Below are 14,179 nucleotides of genomic sequence, written 5' to 3' on the forward strand. Positions count from 1 at the left end.
TCCTAGCGCATCACGAAGGGGTCAGGCATCGGTGCCTGGGAGAGGTTGATCCACACCGTTTTCAGCTCGGTGTAGGCCAGCACCGAATCGATGCCGCTCTCGCGTCCATAGCCGCTGTTCTTGAAGCCGCCGATTGGTGCCATGGCCGACACGGCGCGGTAGGTGTTGACCCAGATGATCCCGGAGCGCACGTCCCGGGCCAGGCGATGAGCGCGGCCCAAATCGCGAGTCCAGATGCCGGCGGCGAGGCCGAACTGCGAGTCGTTGGCAATCGCCAACGCTTCGGCTTCATCCTTGAAACGAATCACCGAGGCCACTGGACCGAAGACTTCTTCCTGCATGATCTTCATCGAGTTGCGGTCGCATTCGAACAAGGTCGGCTCGTAGAACCAGCCATCGCCCAGATTCTGCGGACGCTTGCCGCCCAGGCGCAGGCGCGCCCCTTCGGCGATGGCATCGGCCACCAGGCCTTCGACCACGGCCAGTTGCTGCGCGGTGGCCATCGGGCCCATTTCGCTGCTGTCTTCCTGCGGGTTACCGATGCGAATGCGTTTGGCGCGTTCGACCAAACGATCGACGAACTCATCGTAGATTTCGTCCTGCACCAACAATCGCGAACCGGAGACGCAACTCTGACCGGAGGCCGCGTAGATCCCGGCAATCGCGCCGTTGATCGCACTGTCGAGGTCGGCGTCGGCGAAGATAATGTTCGGCGATTTGCCGCCCAGTTCCAGCGACAGCTTGGCGAAGTTCTCGGCGCTGCTGCGCACCACATGCCGAGCCGTCGCGGCACCACCGGTGAAGGCGATTTTGCGGATCAGCGGATGACGGGTCAGGGCCGCGCCAGTGCTTGGGCCGTAGCCGGTGACGACGTTGACCACACCCGGCGGGATGCCGGCTTCCAGCGCCAGACGGGCCAGTTCGAGAATGGTTGCCGAAGCGTGCTCCGACGGTTTGATCACGATGGTGTTGCCCGCCGCCAGGGCCGGGGCGAGTTTGATCGCCGTCAGATAAAGAGGGCTGTTCCACGGAATGATCGCCGCGACCACGCCCATGGCTTCGTGCACGGTGTAGGCAAACAGGTCCGGCTTGTCGAGGGGCAGGGTGCCGCCTTCGAGTTTGTCGGCCAGGCCCGCGGTGTAGTGGAAGAACTCCGGCAAGTAGCTGACCTGCCCGCGGGTTTCGCGGATCAGCTTGCCGTTGTCACGGCTTTCCAACTGCGCCAGGTGTTCCTTGTTTTCGGCGATCAGATCGCCCAGGCGCCGCAGCAGTTTGCCGCGGGCGGTGGCGGTCAAACCGCGCCAGGCCGGGCTGTCGAAAGCCGTCTGCGCCGCTTGTACTGCGCGCTCGACGTCGGCTTCGTCGGCATCGGGCAGTTCGGCCCAGGCTTGAGCCAGGGCCGGGTTCAGGCTTTCAAAGGTCTTGCCGGACAGGGCATCGACCCATTCACCGCCGATGCACATCTGGAAGCGTGCGAGTGTCATGCAACGATCCCCTTTATTTGGTTTTGTCGGGAGTGCGCGGTGTCGAGAAACTCCAGCAGCAGCTGGTTGACCAGGCGCGGTGATTCTACGGGCATCATATGCCGCTGCTCGGCGAGCACGGCAACTGTCGCACCGGGAATGCGTGCAGCCAATTGCTCGGCCATTTCCGGTGTCGAACCCGGGTCCAGTTCACCGGTGGCGATCAATGTCGGCACCTGAATGCTGCCCAGATCGTCAGCGCGGTACATGTCCTGGGTCGCGAACAGCTCATAGGTAGTCAGGTAACCCTGCGGGTCATTGTCTGCCAGGGTTTGGCGCAAGGCCGCAATCTGCGCCGGATTGGCCGCCTGATATTCGCGGCTGAACCAGCGCGACAGGGCGGCTTCGGCGTTGGCATCCGGTCCGTGCTCGGCCGCTTGAGCGGTGCGGGCGATGACGCCGGCACGCTGTTCGGGGCTGCGATTGAACACGCTGTTGAGCACCACCAGGCCTTGCAGGCGTTGCGGGTAATGCAAGGCAAAAGCCCGCGCCACCAGGCCGCCCATGGAAAAACCGATCACTGTCGCCTGGGGCAATTGCAGGTGATCGAGCAGCTCCAGCAGCTGGTCGGCATAGCCGAGCAGGGGGGTGCCGCTTTCCGGGCGCGGGCTGGCGCCATGGCCGAGCATGTCGTAGGCAATCACGCGGTACTTCGTGGCCAGGCCAACGACCTGGCCGCCCCACATTTCTTTGTTCAGGCCCACGCCGTGGATCAAAACCACGGGCTGGCCTTGGCCGGTCGCCAGGTAACTGGTGCCAGCCGGGGTGAGTTCAGCGGTGAGCCGAATCATGGAGCGCTCCTGCATGCCTTTTTGTTGTTCTTACCGACCTTGATTACTGGGCGTTTTCAGCGGCCAGCTCTTCCAGATCGATGTAACGGTTGCCGATGCGTGGGTGCAGGCGGCCGCCATCGGCGCAACCCAGTACCACCACGATTTCGTCGGCACGCGGTGCATCTTCGATTTGCATTTCCAGGGTGATGTAGTGCGAACGCAGGCCTTCGTCGTCCTTGTGCATCATCGGAATCTGGATCGAAGTGCCCGGGCCGCCACGCTTGTTGGTAAAGCTCAGGTAGCTCTTGGCTTTCACCGCTTCGCGGTAATGGTTACCGAAGCGCAGGGTGTGGATGACGGCGGAGGCGTGTTCGATTTCACCGTCGGCGCCCACGACAGCGGCCTTGCCGTAAGCCTCGATCTTCTCGGCGCCGCCGATGATGCCGACCAGACGCTCAACCATCAGCGCACCGAGGTCGGAGCAGTTGGCGCGAATTTCCGGTTTCAGGTCTTCGACAAAGCCGCGACCCAGCCAAGGGTTTTTCATCACGACGGCCAGGCCGACCATGGTCACTGGTTTATCGGTGGCCTTGCCGCCTTCGATAAAGGTTTCTTCGACATAGCTGACGATCTTGCGGATTTCGAAACTCATGAGCTGCTCCGTGTAGGGTGAGAGTGTCTGTGCGTCTGATGGTATACCATAATACCGGTAGCGCAAGTCCCTGAAATGAGTTTCTGGTCGGACGGTGGTGAAAAGGGAGAAGGGAATGGCTGTTGCCAATAAAAAACCAAAAAAAACCCGGCTGATAAGGCCGGGTTTTCCATTGAGTATTAATGTCTGCTACCGCGAGATGATCCCGTGATCGATCGCGTATTTGACCAGGGCCGCCGGTTTGTCGATGTTGAGTTTGCGCCGGATGCTCAGGCGATGGGTTTCTACCGTGCGAACGCTGATGTCCAGTTCGCGGGCCATCTCCTTGTTGTTCAGCCCTTGAGCCATCTTGTACAACACCTGGCTCTCGCGCGGTGTCAGCTCGTTGTCGGTATTTTTATCGGCGATGAGCCGCTGGGCGATCTCGGCGCTGTAGAACGTGCCGCCACTGGCGATGGCTTCGATTGCCGCGATGATTTCCCGCGACGGTGAGTTCTTCAGTACATAGCCGCTGGCCCCCGCGCGAACGGACTCACTCACGTATTCATTATTGTCGTACATGCTGAGCACCAGCACCTTGAGCGACGGGTACTGGCTGCGCAACACCCGGGTCAGCTCGAGCCCGTTCATGTCCCGCAGGCTGATGTCGACCAGCAACAGGTCCGGCTGGCAGCGTCCGACCATTTCAATGGCATCCGCGCCACTCTCGGCTTCGCCCACCACTTCCAGCGGGGCCATGACCGCCAGCAGTGCTTTGATCCCGTCGCGGACCAGGGCGTGATCGTCGACCAGGGCGACGCGGATCGGGTAGGGCAGGTTCATCGCGGGTATTCACTCTTATTGTCAGGGGGTGAGTCAGCGTGTTGTACCGGGCATTTTCATTGGCAGCCAAACGTCCAGCTCGCTTCGTCCCGGCATCGAGATCAGGTCGAATCGTCCACCAAAATGCTCGACCCGCTCACGGATATTACGCAGGCCAATGCCCGCGTGACGACGTTCGACCTGGGCGACGTTGAAACCGATACCGTCATCGACCACCGTCAACCGTATGGCATCTTCGGACCCGTGCAGGGTAATGGAGACGTTTTTAGCCTGGGCGTGTCGTTCAATATTAGTCAGGCCTTCTTGCACGATGCGAAACAGCGAGACCGCTGCCCCGTCGACTAAATGACAGTCGAATTCGTTGTCGTTGTAAGTCACCACCAGGCCGCTGCGTTGCTCGAATTCTGCGGCGAGTTGACCGATCGCCGCCGGCAGGCCCAGGGTGTCGAGCAGCGAGGAACGCAGGTCGTGAGAGAGGCTGCGCACCTCGCCAATCGCTTCCCCCAGGCGTTCCGTGGCATCTCTCAGCGTACTCAAACCCTTGTCGTGTGCTTGCCCATTCTCGAGCAGATGGCTGGCCAGTTCGAACTGGAACTTAATGGAGACCAGTAGCTGGCTGATGCCGTCGTGCAGTTCGCGGGAAACCCGTGAGCGCTCTTCCTCTTGCAAGCTGACGATACGCTGAGTCAGGCGCTGAAGTTTTTTGTCGGCCAGACGATGCTCGCTGACGTTCAGCGTCATGCCGCTGGCGAAGACAAACAGCACCGCCACGAGGGCCACCGCGGCAATCGCCAGCATGGTTTTACGAATGCCCTGGGCCACTTCGTCACGTGCCTGTTGGGTTGCGCGCTCAACGTCTTCAAGGTAGATGCCGGTGCCGAGCATCCAGCCCCAACGATCCAGCATCACTACATAGGCGAGCTTGTCGGTCACCTGGCCGGAAGAGGGTTTGTTCCAGGCGTAGCGTTGAAAGCCTTCGCCCGATTGCGCGCTTTTGAGCAACGCCTGGATCACGGGTAAACCGTGAGGGTCCTTCATGTCCCACAGGTATTTGCCCACCAGTTCCGACTGGCGCGCGTGCATCAGGCTGCGGCCTTCGTGGTCGTAGACGAAGAAGTAGCCATTGATGCCAAAGCTGAGCTTGCGCAGTTCTTCCAGCACTTTTTGCTGTGCGTGTTCGTCACCGTGGCCGTCGTCGTACAGCGGCTCGATCAGGCTTTGCGCCATTTCGACGTAGTTCTTCAGTTCTGCGCGCTTGCTCGCCAGAATGCTGTCTTCGATCAGTTGCGCCTGTTGTTCACCCAGTTGCCGGTTCATGGAAATCACCAGCGCGCAGATGACGGCGATGGCCAACACCAGCGGCAGAATCCCGAGCGCGACGATTTTGTGTTTGAGCTGCATCTTGGCTCCTGACCGGACTGAGGGGAGGCTAAGGCCCGGCATCATATGCCAAAGATACGCGCGTCCAGTAGCGGTGCTGGACGGAATGACCTGTGGCTGGGGTGTCAGTCAGTCTGTAGGAGCTGAGCTTGCTCGCGAAGGCGGCCTGACAGCCGACCATTTTCTTTGAGGTGTACATATCCATTTCTGCGGTAACGGCCGCTAATGGTTTCGCCCTTACGGCGAGTCCCTTTGGCAAACGCCCCAAAGGAACCAAAGGTCTCGCCCCGAGCGTCCGGCCCCTCGCTTAGGCTCGGCGTTCCTTCGCTCCGGTATCCATCCGGGGACACTGCCCTCCGGTCTGCTTCGCGACGACCTACATGCAGCGTGTTCGACTGCGTCGAACGGCGCTGCGCGCCACTCCCCGGATGAACACCTCCACTCAGCCTCCCGAAGGGGCGGGTGGATCAAGATCAAGAGCTGCAGGCGAGCTAACGCTCGGCCTGTTGAGTGGTGAGAAGCGAAAGGCGAACACCAATCCCCTGTGGGAGCGAGCCTGCTCGCGAAGGCGGTATATCAGACGACATCAATGTTGAATGACAGATTGCATTCGCGAGTAAGTCGGATCGCCGCACCGCCGCTCCTACAAGGAGATCAGTGTCATCTACGTAGAACTACGTAGACACCGCGTACGTAGTAACGCGGATTTATTTGTAGACGGCATGCGGGGATATTGGGCCAGCTCCGCACAGCGGACACAATTATAAAAATTACCGCCGCAGTCCACTGGCTGTCGGCAGGAGACACGCTATGCCCCGTCTGGCTAAACACCTCGCCTGGTTTGCCGTGGCTGTCCTGGGAGCGTTTGCGCTAAGTGTCGTGGCCCTGCGCCGCGGCGAAGCGATCAACGCACTCTGGATCGTAGTCGCAGCAGTCGCTATTTATCTCGTCGCATACCGCTACTACAGCCTGTTCATCGCCACCAAGGTGATGCAACTCGACCCCAATCGTGCCACGCCGGCTGTCGTTAACAATGACGGTCTGGACTACGTGCCGACCAACAAACACGTACTTTTCGGTCACCACTTCGCCGCCATTGCTGGTGCGGGGCCGCTGGTCGGTCCGGTCCTGGCGGCGCAGATGGGTTACCTGCCCGGTACGCTGTGGCTGATTGCCGGCGTGGTGCTGGCCGGCGCCGTTCAGGACTTCATGGTCCTGTTCATGTCCACCCGCCGCAACGGCCGTTCCCTGGGCGACATGGTCCGTGAAGAAATGGGCCGCATCCCCGGGACCATCGCGCTGTTTGGCTGCTTCCTGATCATGATCATCATCCTCGCGGTGCTGGCGCTGATCGTCGTGAAAGCCTTGGCCGAAAGCCCTTGGGGTATTTTTACGGTGATGGCGACCATCCCGATCGCGATGTTCATGGGCATTTACATGCGCTACATCCGCCCGGGTCGCATCGGTGAAATCTCCGTTGTCGGCGTGTTGCTGCTGCTCGGTTCGATCTGGCTGGGCGGGCAGATTGCCGCTGATCCGGTCTGGGCCAAAGCCTTTACCTTCACCGGGCTCCAGATCACCTGGATGCTGATCGGCTACGGTTTCGTCGCGGCAGTATTGCCGGTGTGGCTGATTCTGGCGCCGCGCGACTACCTGTCGACCTTCCTCAAAATCGGCACTATCGTGGCGCTGGCTATCGGCATCCTGATCACCATGCCCGACCTGAAAATGCCGGCACTCACCCAGTTCGTCGACGGCACCGGGCCGGTGTGGAAGGGCGGGTTGTTCCCGTTCCTGTTCATCACCATCGCCTGTGGCGCGGTTTCCGGTTTCCACGCGCTGATTGCTTCCGGCACTACGCCGAAGTTGCTGGCCAGCGAAGGCCATGCCCGTTACATCGGTTACGGCGGCATGCTGATGGAATCCTTCGTCGCCATCATGGCCATGGTTGCTGCGTCGGTGATCGAACCAGGCGTGTACTTCGCCATGAACAGCCCGGCGGCGCTTGTCGGCTCTGATGCTGTTTCGGTGGCTCAGACCGTCAGCAGCTGGGGCTTTGCGATTACCCCGGAAGCGCTGCAAGCGGTGGCCAAGGACATCGGTGAAACCACCATCCTGGCCCGTGCCGGCGGTGCGCCGACCCTGGCGGTTGGTATCGCGCAGATCCTGCACCACCTTCTGCCGGGTGAAAACACCATGGCGTTCTGGTACCACTTCGCGATCCTGTTCGAAGCACTGTTCATTCTGACCGCCGTCGATGCCGGTACCCGTGCCGGACGTTTCATGCTGCAGGACTTGCTCGGCTCCTTCGTGCCAGCGCTGAAACGCACCGAATCCTGGACCGCCAACCTGATCGCAACCGCCGGTTGCGTGGCGATGTGGGGGTATCTGTTGTATCAGGGCGTGATCGATCCGCTGGGTGGCATCAACACCTTGTGGCCGTTGTTCGGTATCTCTAACCAGATGCTGGCCGGTATCGCGCTGATGTTGGCGACCGTTGTGCTGATCAAAATGAAACGCCAGCGCTACGTCTGGGTCACCATGTTGCCCGCTGTGTGGCTGCTGATCTGCACCACCACCGCCGGCTTCATCAAGCTGTTCGATGCCAACCCGGCGATCGGTTTCCTGGCCTTGGCCAAGAAGTACAGCGATGCCCTGGCCAACGGTCAGATCCTCGCCCCGGCGAAGAGCATCGACCAGATGCAGCACGTGATCTACAACGCCTACACCAACGCAACGCTGACCGCGCTGTTCTTGCTGGTGGTCTTCAGCATCCTGTTCTTTGCACTCAAGGTCGGTATCGCCGCCTGGGGCACCAAAGAACGTACGGATAAAGAAGCGCCATTCCAGGCACTGCCGGACGCTTGATCGAGGATTGCAGCATGTTCAATGACCTGAGTCGCCTCGGTAAATACCTCGGTCAGGCCGCGCGCCTGATGGTCGGGATGCCCGACTACGACACCTACGTCGAGCACATGCAAACCAAGCACCCGGACAAACCGGTGATGAGTTATGAGGTGTTCTTTCGGGAACGCCAGGAAGCTCGTTACGGAAGCAAGGCTGGGCCGAAGTGCTGTTGATGGTGGGTGGCAGTGATGCCACCTGAGTAGCTAATAAAAAACCCGGCTGATGAGGCCGGGTTTTTTTTGAGTGAATGGCGTTGGCCGATCCGTGTTGAGTCAGCTTGCGGGGATGGTTTCGAGCGTTTCGAGATCCAGCAGGGTGAAATAACCACGGTCCGGCCTCCAGCCACCCGTATCGATGTGAATCACATTGCCAAGGCTGACGGGCATATAAAGCGGCGTATGCCCTACGACCAGTGCGCGCAGGCCTTCAATGCCATGCGTCTCCTGCTGATCGATCCGCCTTCGTGACCACATGCAGTAGTGCTGGACCTCCTGCAGACGCCTGTGGTTTTCCGGCGACTCCAGTTCCTTTCGCAGCTGCTGCCATGATGGAAATGGACAATCGGCGTGCACGATGCCGATCAGGCCGTGTGCTGTTTCAACTTCGATCGCGATAGGGAGCTTGGCGAACTGCGCCGCGAATGCTTGCTTCTCGATCAACGACAGGCCCGTGAACCATGAGCCCCCGTTGAGTATCCAACTGTCGATGTCGCAGGTATCGAAATACACCACGTAGTCGTCATGGTTGCCTAGCACCGGGTGGAACCATGGTTTGTCCAGCCAATCGAGCGCGTCATGGCACTCGGGCCCGCGGTCAATCAGATCGCCAACACTGAACAAGCGATCTACCAAGCGGTTGAACCCGGCTGCATCCAGAGCGTCCTGCAACCGAGTGAAATGGCCATGAATGTCACCGACCGCGAAATCTCTGCCGGCAACGTTTGCGGCGAAGTGCTTCACGCGCGACATCTCTACAGTTTCGAGCATGGGAATGCCACTCCGGCAGCTCCCCAACGGGCTAGTCAGTTGAGTTTAGGCCAAGAAGTGGTACTCGACCTTACCGCGCCGGCAGGCAGACCTTACCGCCTGCCCAACGGCTGCCCGGATCAAACACCGTCAGAGCAAGTAGGCCGTTGCTTGCCCGAAATGGTTGTCCTGCACTCCGGCGATAAGGTGCAGAGGCATGTGTTGCGCATCCATGGATGGAACTTCGAAACTGTCCACAATCTGGGTGTGGCGATCACTCAGCCCGGTCGACTCTTCGACAAGAGCCTTGGCCATTCTCGCGTGGTTCGCTGCGATTTCGTTGAGAGTTGACACGTTACATCTCCCGGTGACTGACCAAGCGCATCGCTGGCGTCCTAAGCGTTAATTAAAGTGCTACCGCGTCAGAATTACGTCGTTCTGGGGCTGCTACGAGCGTCTTCTGCAAACCTTAAGCCAGAAATAGTCAAAAAAATCGCGCAGCGTTTCTGATGCGACGAATGGTGGTGGCTGGCTTCTAAGGGGATATTTCCTGAGCCTATAAGGAGCCTATAAGACCGGGAAAAAGGTGATTAGACGTGCCGAAGTTGTTTTGTTAAAAAAATAGTGCATGGCTGCTAATGACACGCCAATGCATCTCCATTCGGTTAGATGGAAATCGCCCAACATTGAGCTGGGCAACGATCAATGAGTCTGATGCCGATACAGGGATAAGTAACTGCGACTTTGGCCAACTGCTCGCGCACAGACATTGGGCTCATTGATCCCCTTTCCCTTCCGCAGGTTGATCCTTTCGAACGAACCACATCGCACAGCGTTCTGCTGGTTGCTCGGGTGACGCCGCGCTACAGTTACCCTTTTTTGGACAAGGAAGAACCATGTGGATTTTGAAAGTAGCAGTGACTCGGCCGATTTTCCGCCAATGGCTGATCACTGCTTCTATCGGCTTTTTTGCAGTGGCGGGCGGTGCACAGGCTCAAACCTCTCCACAGGCGAACCAGGAGATAAAGGGCTTGCTGGATTTTGTGGAGCGCAGTGAGTGCAAGTTCGTGCGCAACGGCAGTGAATATCCTGGGCCCGAGGCTCGGGCACATCTCGAAAAGAAGCTGAATTATCTCGAAGGCAAGAACCTGGTGAGTAGCGCAGAAGACTTCATCGATCTCGCTGCCACTAAAAGCAGCATGAGTGGCAAAGCCTATGAAGTGCGTTGCTCAACAGGCGTCCAGCCGACGAGCACCTGGCTGAAGACAGAGCTTCAGAGGCAACGCCAGCAGCATTGAACCTACTCCTGAAACCAGGGTACATATCCGTTTCTGCGGTGATGGCGGCTGGCGGTTTCGCTTTTACAGCGAGTCACTTGGAAAAGCCCCAAGTAACCAAGGGCTCTTGCCCCGCCATTCGGTGCCTCGCCTAGGCTCGGCATGCCCTCACTCCGGCATTGCTCCGGGGGCCCGCCGCCATCGGCCATCCATGGCCGGGGGCGGCTACCGCGGCATCCTTGCCGCGGTGCCCCCTGCGCAACGCCTGCGTTCGGCCTCTGGGAAAGGGGCAGTAGATCAAAAGCCACAGCCACAGCCACAGCAAGATCAAAAGATCGCAGCCTCGTTTCACTCGACAGCTCCTACCGGGGAGAGGGGATGCACGCACGCTCCTCACCACTCAACAGGCCGAGCGTTAGCTCGCCTGCAGCTTTTGATCTTGATGCACCGCCCCATCGAGAGGCCGAGTGGAGGTTCTGCGCAGTGGGCAACCCGGCATGGATGCCGGGTTAGCCGCCCCCGGCCATGGATGGCCGATGGCGGCGGGCCCACGGAGCAGGACCGGAGCGAGGGCACCCTGAGCCTAGGCGAAGGGCCGAACGTCAGGGGCAAAGCGCTTTGGTTACTTTCGCGCTCTTCGAAAGTGCCCCGCCGTAAGGGCGGAACCCTAAGCAGCCGTGACCGCAGAAACGGATATGTCCCCCAACCTTAAGGAACAGCATCAGGCCCACTCGCCGGGCTTTCTCGTTTCCGGGATTCGTACACGCACGCAGTTGTCATGAAATGAAAAGCCATTGTCGTCTGATGAGAAGCGACTCGTCAGACGGCGTCCTACAGTCCAATCAGCGCAATTCGACGCAGCACGCCCATCTTGCAGATTGGAGAATAAGAAAAAATGGCCAAAGCCGTACGCTTCTACGAAACCGGTGGTCCCGAAGTCCTCCGTTATGAGGAAGTCGAAGTGGGCGATCCCGGTCCAGGCCAGGTTCGACTTCGTCATGTGGCGGTCGGCCTGAACTATGCCGACACCTATTTTCGCAATGGCACTTACCCGATCCCGATGCCCAATGGCATGGGGGTTGAAGCCTCCGGTGTGGTCCAGGCCATCGGCGAGGGGGTTACCAATGTCCGTGTGGGTGATCGCGTCACCTACACCGGTTTTCTCAATACATTGGGGGCCTACAGCACCGAGCGTCTGATCCCGGCCGCGCCGCTGATCAAACTGCCGGAAACCATCAGTTTCGAGACCGCCGCGGCCATGACCATGCGCGGCCTGACGTCGTCGTACCTGATGCGGCGCATTTACGATTTCAAGGCTGGCGACAGCATTCTGCTGCACGCCGCTGCCGGTGGTGTGGGCCTGATCGTTTCGCAGTGGGCCAAGCTGCTCGGCCTGACCGTCATCGGTACCGTGTCCACCGAGGTCAAGGGCGAAATCGCCCGGGCCCATGGCTGCGACCATGTCATCAACTACAGCCATGAAGACGTCGCCCAGCGCGTTCGCGAGCTGACTGATGGCGTCGGTGTCAACGTGGTGTTCGACAGCGTCGGCAAGAACACCTTCATGGGTTCGCTGGATTCGCTCAAGCGCCGCGGCCTGATGGTGTGCGTCGGCACGGCATCCGGTCCGATCCCGGCCTTCGACCCGGTGATGCTGGCGATGAAAGGCTCGTTGTTCATGACCCGCCCGGCCCTGGCCGACTACATCGCCGACCCGGCGGAAAAAGCCGCGTTGGCGGGCGAGTTGTTCGACCATGTCGGCAGTGGTCGGATCAAGATCGAGATCAACCAGCACTACGCCTTGCAGGATGCCGTCCAGGCCCATCGCGACCTGGAATCACGCAAGACCACGGGCTCGTCGATTTTCGTCATTTAAGGGAGTCGTCTGCCATGAAAGTCGAACAATTGACCTGCAGCATTGGCGCCGAACTGATGGGCGTCAACCTTGCCGACGCGGTGCATGACGATGGCCTGTTTGCCGAGATTCGTGCGCAATTGCTCAAGCATCGCGTGGTGTTCCTGCGCGACCAGGACATCACCCGCGCCGAGCACGTGGCCTTCGCCCGCCGCTTCGGCGAGCTGGAAGATCACCCGGTGGCGGGCAGCGACCCGGATCATCCGGGGCTGGTGCGCATCTACAAGAACCCGGACCAACCGGCGGACCGCTATGAAAACTCCTGGCACAGCGATGCCACCTGGCGTGAGGCCCCGCCGATGGGCTGCGTGCTGCGCTGTGTGGAGTGCCCGCCAGTGGGCGGCGACACCATGTGGGCCAACATGGTCGAGGCCTATGCGCGCTTGCCGGAAGACGTGAAGGTGAAGATTGCAGACCTGCGCGCGCGCCACAGCATCGAAGCCAGCTTCGGTGCGGCCATGCCGATTGAAAAGCGTCTGGCACTGAGGGCGATGTACCCGGACGCCGAGCATCCGGTGGTGCGCACTCACCCGGAAACCGGGGAGAAAGTGCTGTTCGTCAACGCCTTCGCCACTCACATCAGTAACTACCACACCCCTGAGCGGGTGCGTTTCGGCCAGGACGCCAACCCGGGCGCGAGCGAGTTGCTGCGCTACCTGATCAGCCAGGCCTACATCCCCGAGTATCAGGTGCGCTGGCGCTGGAAGCCCAACAGCATCGCCATCTGGGACAACCGCAGTACCCAGCATTACGCCGTCATGGATTACCCGCCGTGCCATCGCAAGATGGATCGCGCCGGAATCGTCGGCGACAAGACTTACTGATCGATCCCTTCTGCATTCGCACTCGTAAAGACGTCTGCCCGGCACGATCCCGGGTGGGCGCGACAATCATAAAAACAGGAGTAACTCATGCAATTCTTCGACGATTCCCTGCACCCGGAAAACATGGAAAAGGTGGTCATCACCGTGGCCCCGTACGGCCCGGAATGGATGCCGGAAGACTTCCCCGAAGACATCCCGCTGACCATGGACGAACAGGTGCAAAAAGCGGTCGAATGTTATGAGGCCGGTGCCACGGTTCTGCACCTGCATGTGCGCGAACTGGACGGCAAGGGCTCCAAGCGCCTGTCCAAGTTCAATGAGTTGATCGCCGGTGTGCGTGAAGCCGTGCCGGACATGATCATCCAGGTCGGTGGTTCGATTTCCTTCGCGCCGGAAAGCGATGGCGAAGCCGCCAAGTGGCTGTCGGACGATACACGGCACATGCTGGCCGAGCTGACGCCAAAACCGGATCAGGTCACGGTGGCGATCAACACCACCCAGATGAACATCATGGAACTGCTGTATCCGCAATACCTGGAAGGCACGTCCCTGGCCAATCCCCTGTATCAGGCCGCCTACAGCGAAATGACCGTACCGGCGGGCCCGGCCTGGGTCGCCGAACACCTCAAGCGTCTGATGGACAACGGCATCCAGCCGCACTTCCAGCTGACCGGCATGCACGCGATGGAAACCCTCGAGCGCCTGGTGCGCAAGGGCGTCTACAAGGGCCCGTTGAACCTGACCTGGATCGGCATCGGCGGTGGTTTCGATGGCCCCAATCCGTTCAACTTCTTCAATTTCATCCACCGCGCGCCAGACGGTTGCACCCTGACCTCCGAGTCGCTGCTCAAGAACGTCATGCCGTTCAACACCATGTCGATGGCCATGGGTATGCACCCGCGTGTGGGCAATGAAGACACTATCATTGATCACAAGGGCGATCGTTTCGGCTCAGTTGCGCAGATCAAGCAGACCGTGCGTATCGCCCATGAACTGGGTCGCGAAATCGCCACCGGCAAAGAAGCCCGTGAGATCTACCGCATCGGCGTGCAGTACCAGAGCATCGAAGAAACGCTGCTGGCCAACGGTATGGCCCCCAACCGCAAGGCTGGGCAGAAAGGTGTGCCGCAACGCGGCTGAT

At 59.9% G+C, this 14,179-nt stretch carries 13 protein-coding genes; 6 read left to right on the forward strand and 7 right to left on the reverse strand.

Going from position 1 to position 14,179, the window contains the following annotated elements:
- Window positions 1–2: 2 nt before the first annotated feature.
- From ACYZTZ_RS09480 to ACYZTZ_RS09500, 5 genes are all read right to left on the reverse strand, one after another.
- Entirely contained in the window at window positions 3–1,484 is a 1,482-nt protein-coding gene (locus ACYZTZ_RS09480) for an aldehyde dehydrogenase (protein ID WP_033057762.1), read from the reverse strand.
- Complete coding sequence (locus tag ACYZTZ_RS09485) at window positions 1,481–2,314, reverse strand: alpha/beta fold hydrolase (RefSeq protein WP_046049786.1); 834 nt, start codon at window positions 2,312–2,314, stop codon at window positions 1,481–1,483. Before ACYZTZ_RS09485 ends, ACYZTZ_RS09480 begins: the two co-directional genes overlap by 4 nt.
- 43 nt (window positions 2,315–2,357) lie before the next feature.
- The gene (locus ACYZTZ_RS09490) at window positions 2,358–2,948 is read right to left on the reverse strand and encodes an amino acid synthesis family protein (protein ID WP_003182108.1); all 591 of its coding nucleotides are present in this window, start codon (window positions 2,946–2,948) and stop codon (window positions 2,358–2,360) included.
- 189 nt (window positions 2,949–3,137) lie between these two features.
- Complete coding sequence (locus tag ACYZTZ_RS09495) at window positions 3,138–3,770, reverse strand: response regulator (RefSeq protein WP_033057767.1); 633 nt, start codon at window positions 3,768–3,770, stop codon at window positions 3,138–3,140.
- A 33-nt stretch (window positions 3,771–3,803) separates the two neighbouring features.
- The gene (locus ACYZTZ_RS09500) at window positions 3,804–5,171 is read right to left on the reverse strand and encodes a cache domain-containing protein (RefSeq protein WP_461997964.1); all 1,368 of its coding nucleotides are present in this window, start codon (window positions 5,169–5,171) and stop codon (window positions 3,804–3,806) included.
- A gap of 789 nt (window positions 5,172–5,960) precedes the next feature.
- Between ACYZTZ_RS09500 and ACYZTZ_RS09505 the strand changes: the two genes are divergently transcribed.
- The gene (locus tag ACYZTZ_RS09505; protein WP_046049790.1) at window positions 5,961–8,018 is read left to right on the forward strand and encodes a carbon starvation CstA family protein; all 2,058 of its coding nucleotides are present in this window, start codon (window positions 5,961–5,963) and stop codon (window positions 8,016–8,018) included.
- A 14-nt stretch (window positions 8,019–8,032) separates the two neighbouring features.
- Window positions 8,033–8,230, forward strand: coding sequence for a YbdD/YjiX family protein (locus ACYZTZ_RS09510; protein WP_007900300.1), 198 nt, complete (start codon window positions 8,033–8,035; stop codon window positions 8,228–8,230).
- 99 nt (window positions 8,231–8,329) lie between these two features.
- Here the strand turns inward: ACYZTZ_RS09510 and ACYZTZ_RS09515 are convergent, their stop codons facing one another.
- Window positions 8,330–9,043 carry a metallophosphoesterase gene (locus ACYZTZ_RS09515; RefSeq protein ID WP_461997965.1) on the reverse strand — a complete coding sequence of 238 codons (714 nt, stop codon included), beginning with the start codon at window positions 9,041–9,043 and terminating at the stop codon, window positions 8,330–8,332.
- Window positions 9,044–9,172: 129 nt separating this feature from the next.
- The gene (locus ACYZTZ_RS09520; protein ID WP_461997966.1) at window positions 9,173–9,376 is read right to left on the reverse strand and encodes a hypothetical protein; all 204 of its coding nucleotides are present in this window, start codon (window positions 9,374–9,376) and stop codon (window positions 9,173–9,175) included.
- A 542-nt stretch (window positions 9,377–9,918) separates the two neighbouring features.
- Between ACYZTZ_RS09520 and ACYZTZ_RS09525 the strand changes: the two genes are divergently transcribed.
- The 4 genes from ACYZTZ_RS09525 to ACYZTZ_RS09540 all read left to right on the forward strand — a co-directional run bounded on the left by ACYZTZ_RS09525 (window position 9,919) and on the right by ACYZTZ_RS09540 (window position 14,178).
- Entirely contained in the window at window positions 9,919–10,320 is a 402-nt protein-coding gene (locus tag ACYZTZ_RS09525; RefSeq protein ID WP_461997967.1) for a YfeK family protein, read from the forward strand.
- A gap of 874 nt (window positions 10,321–11,194) precedes the next feature.
- Entirely contained in the window at window positions 11,195–12,175 is a 981-nt protein-coding gene (locus ACYZTZ_RS09530; protein ID WP_056740523.1) for a quinone oxidoreductase family protein, read from the forward strand.
- A gap of 14 nt (window positions 12,176–12,189) precedes the next feature.
- Window positions 12,190–13,038: a TauD/TfdA dioxygenase family protein gene (locus ACYZTZ_RS09535; protein WP_461997968.1), complete on the forward strand. Its 849-nt coding sequence runs from the start codon at window positions 12,190–12,192 to the stop codon at window positions 13,036–13,038.
- A gap of 87 nt (window positions 13,039–13,125) precedes the next feature.
- Window positions 13,126–14,178, forward strand: a complete 1,053-nt coding sequence (locus ACYZTZ_RS09540) for a beta-keto acid cleavage family enzyme (protein ID WP_046049436.1) — start codon at window positions 13,126–13,128, stop codon at window positions 14,176–14,178.
- Window position 14,179: the final 1 nt, after the last annotated feature.

The sequence above is a fragment of the Pseudomonas sp. LB3P58 genome (assembly GCF_054897895.1).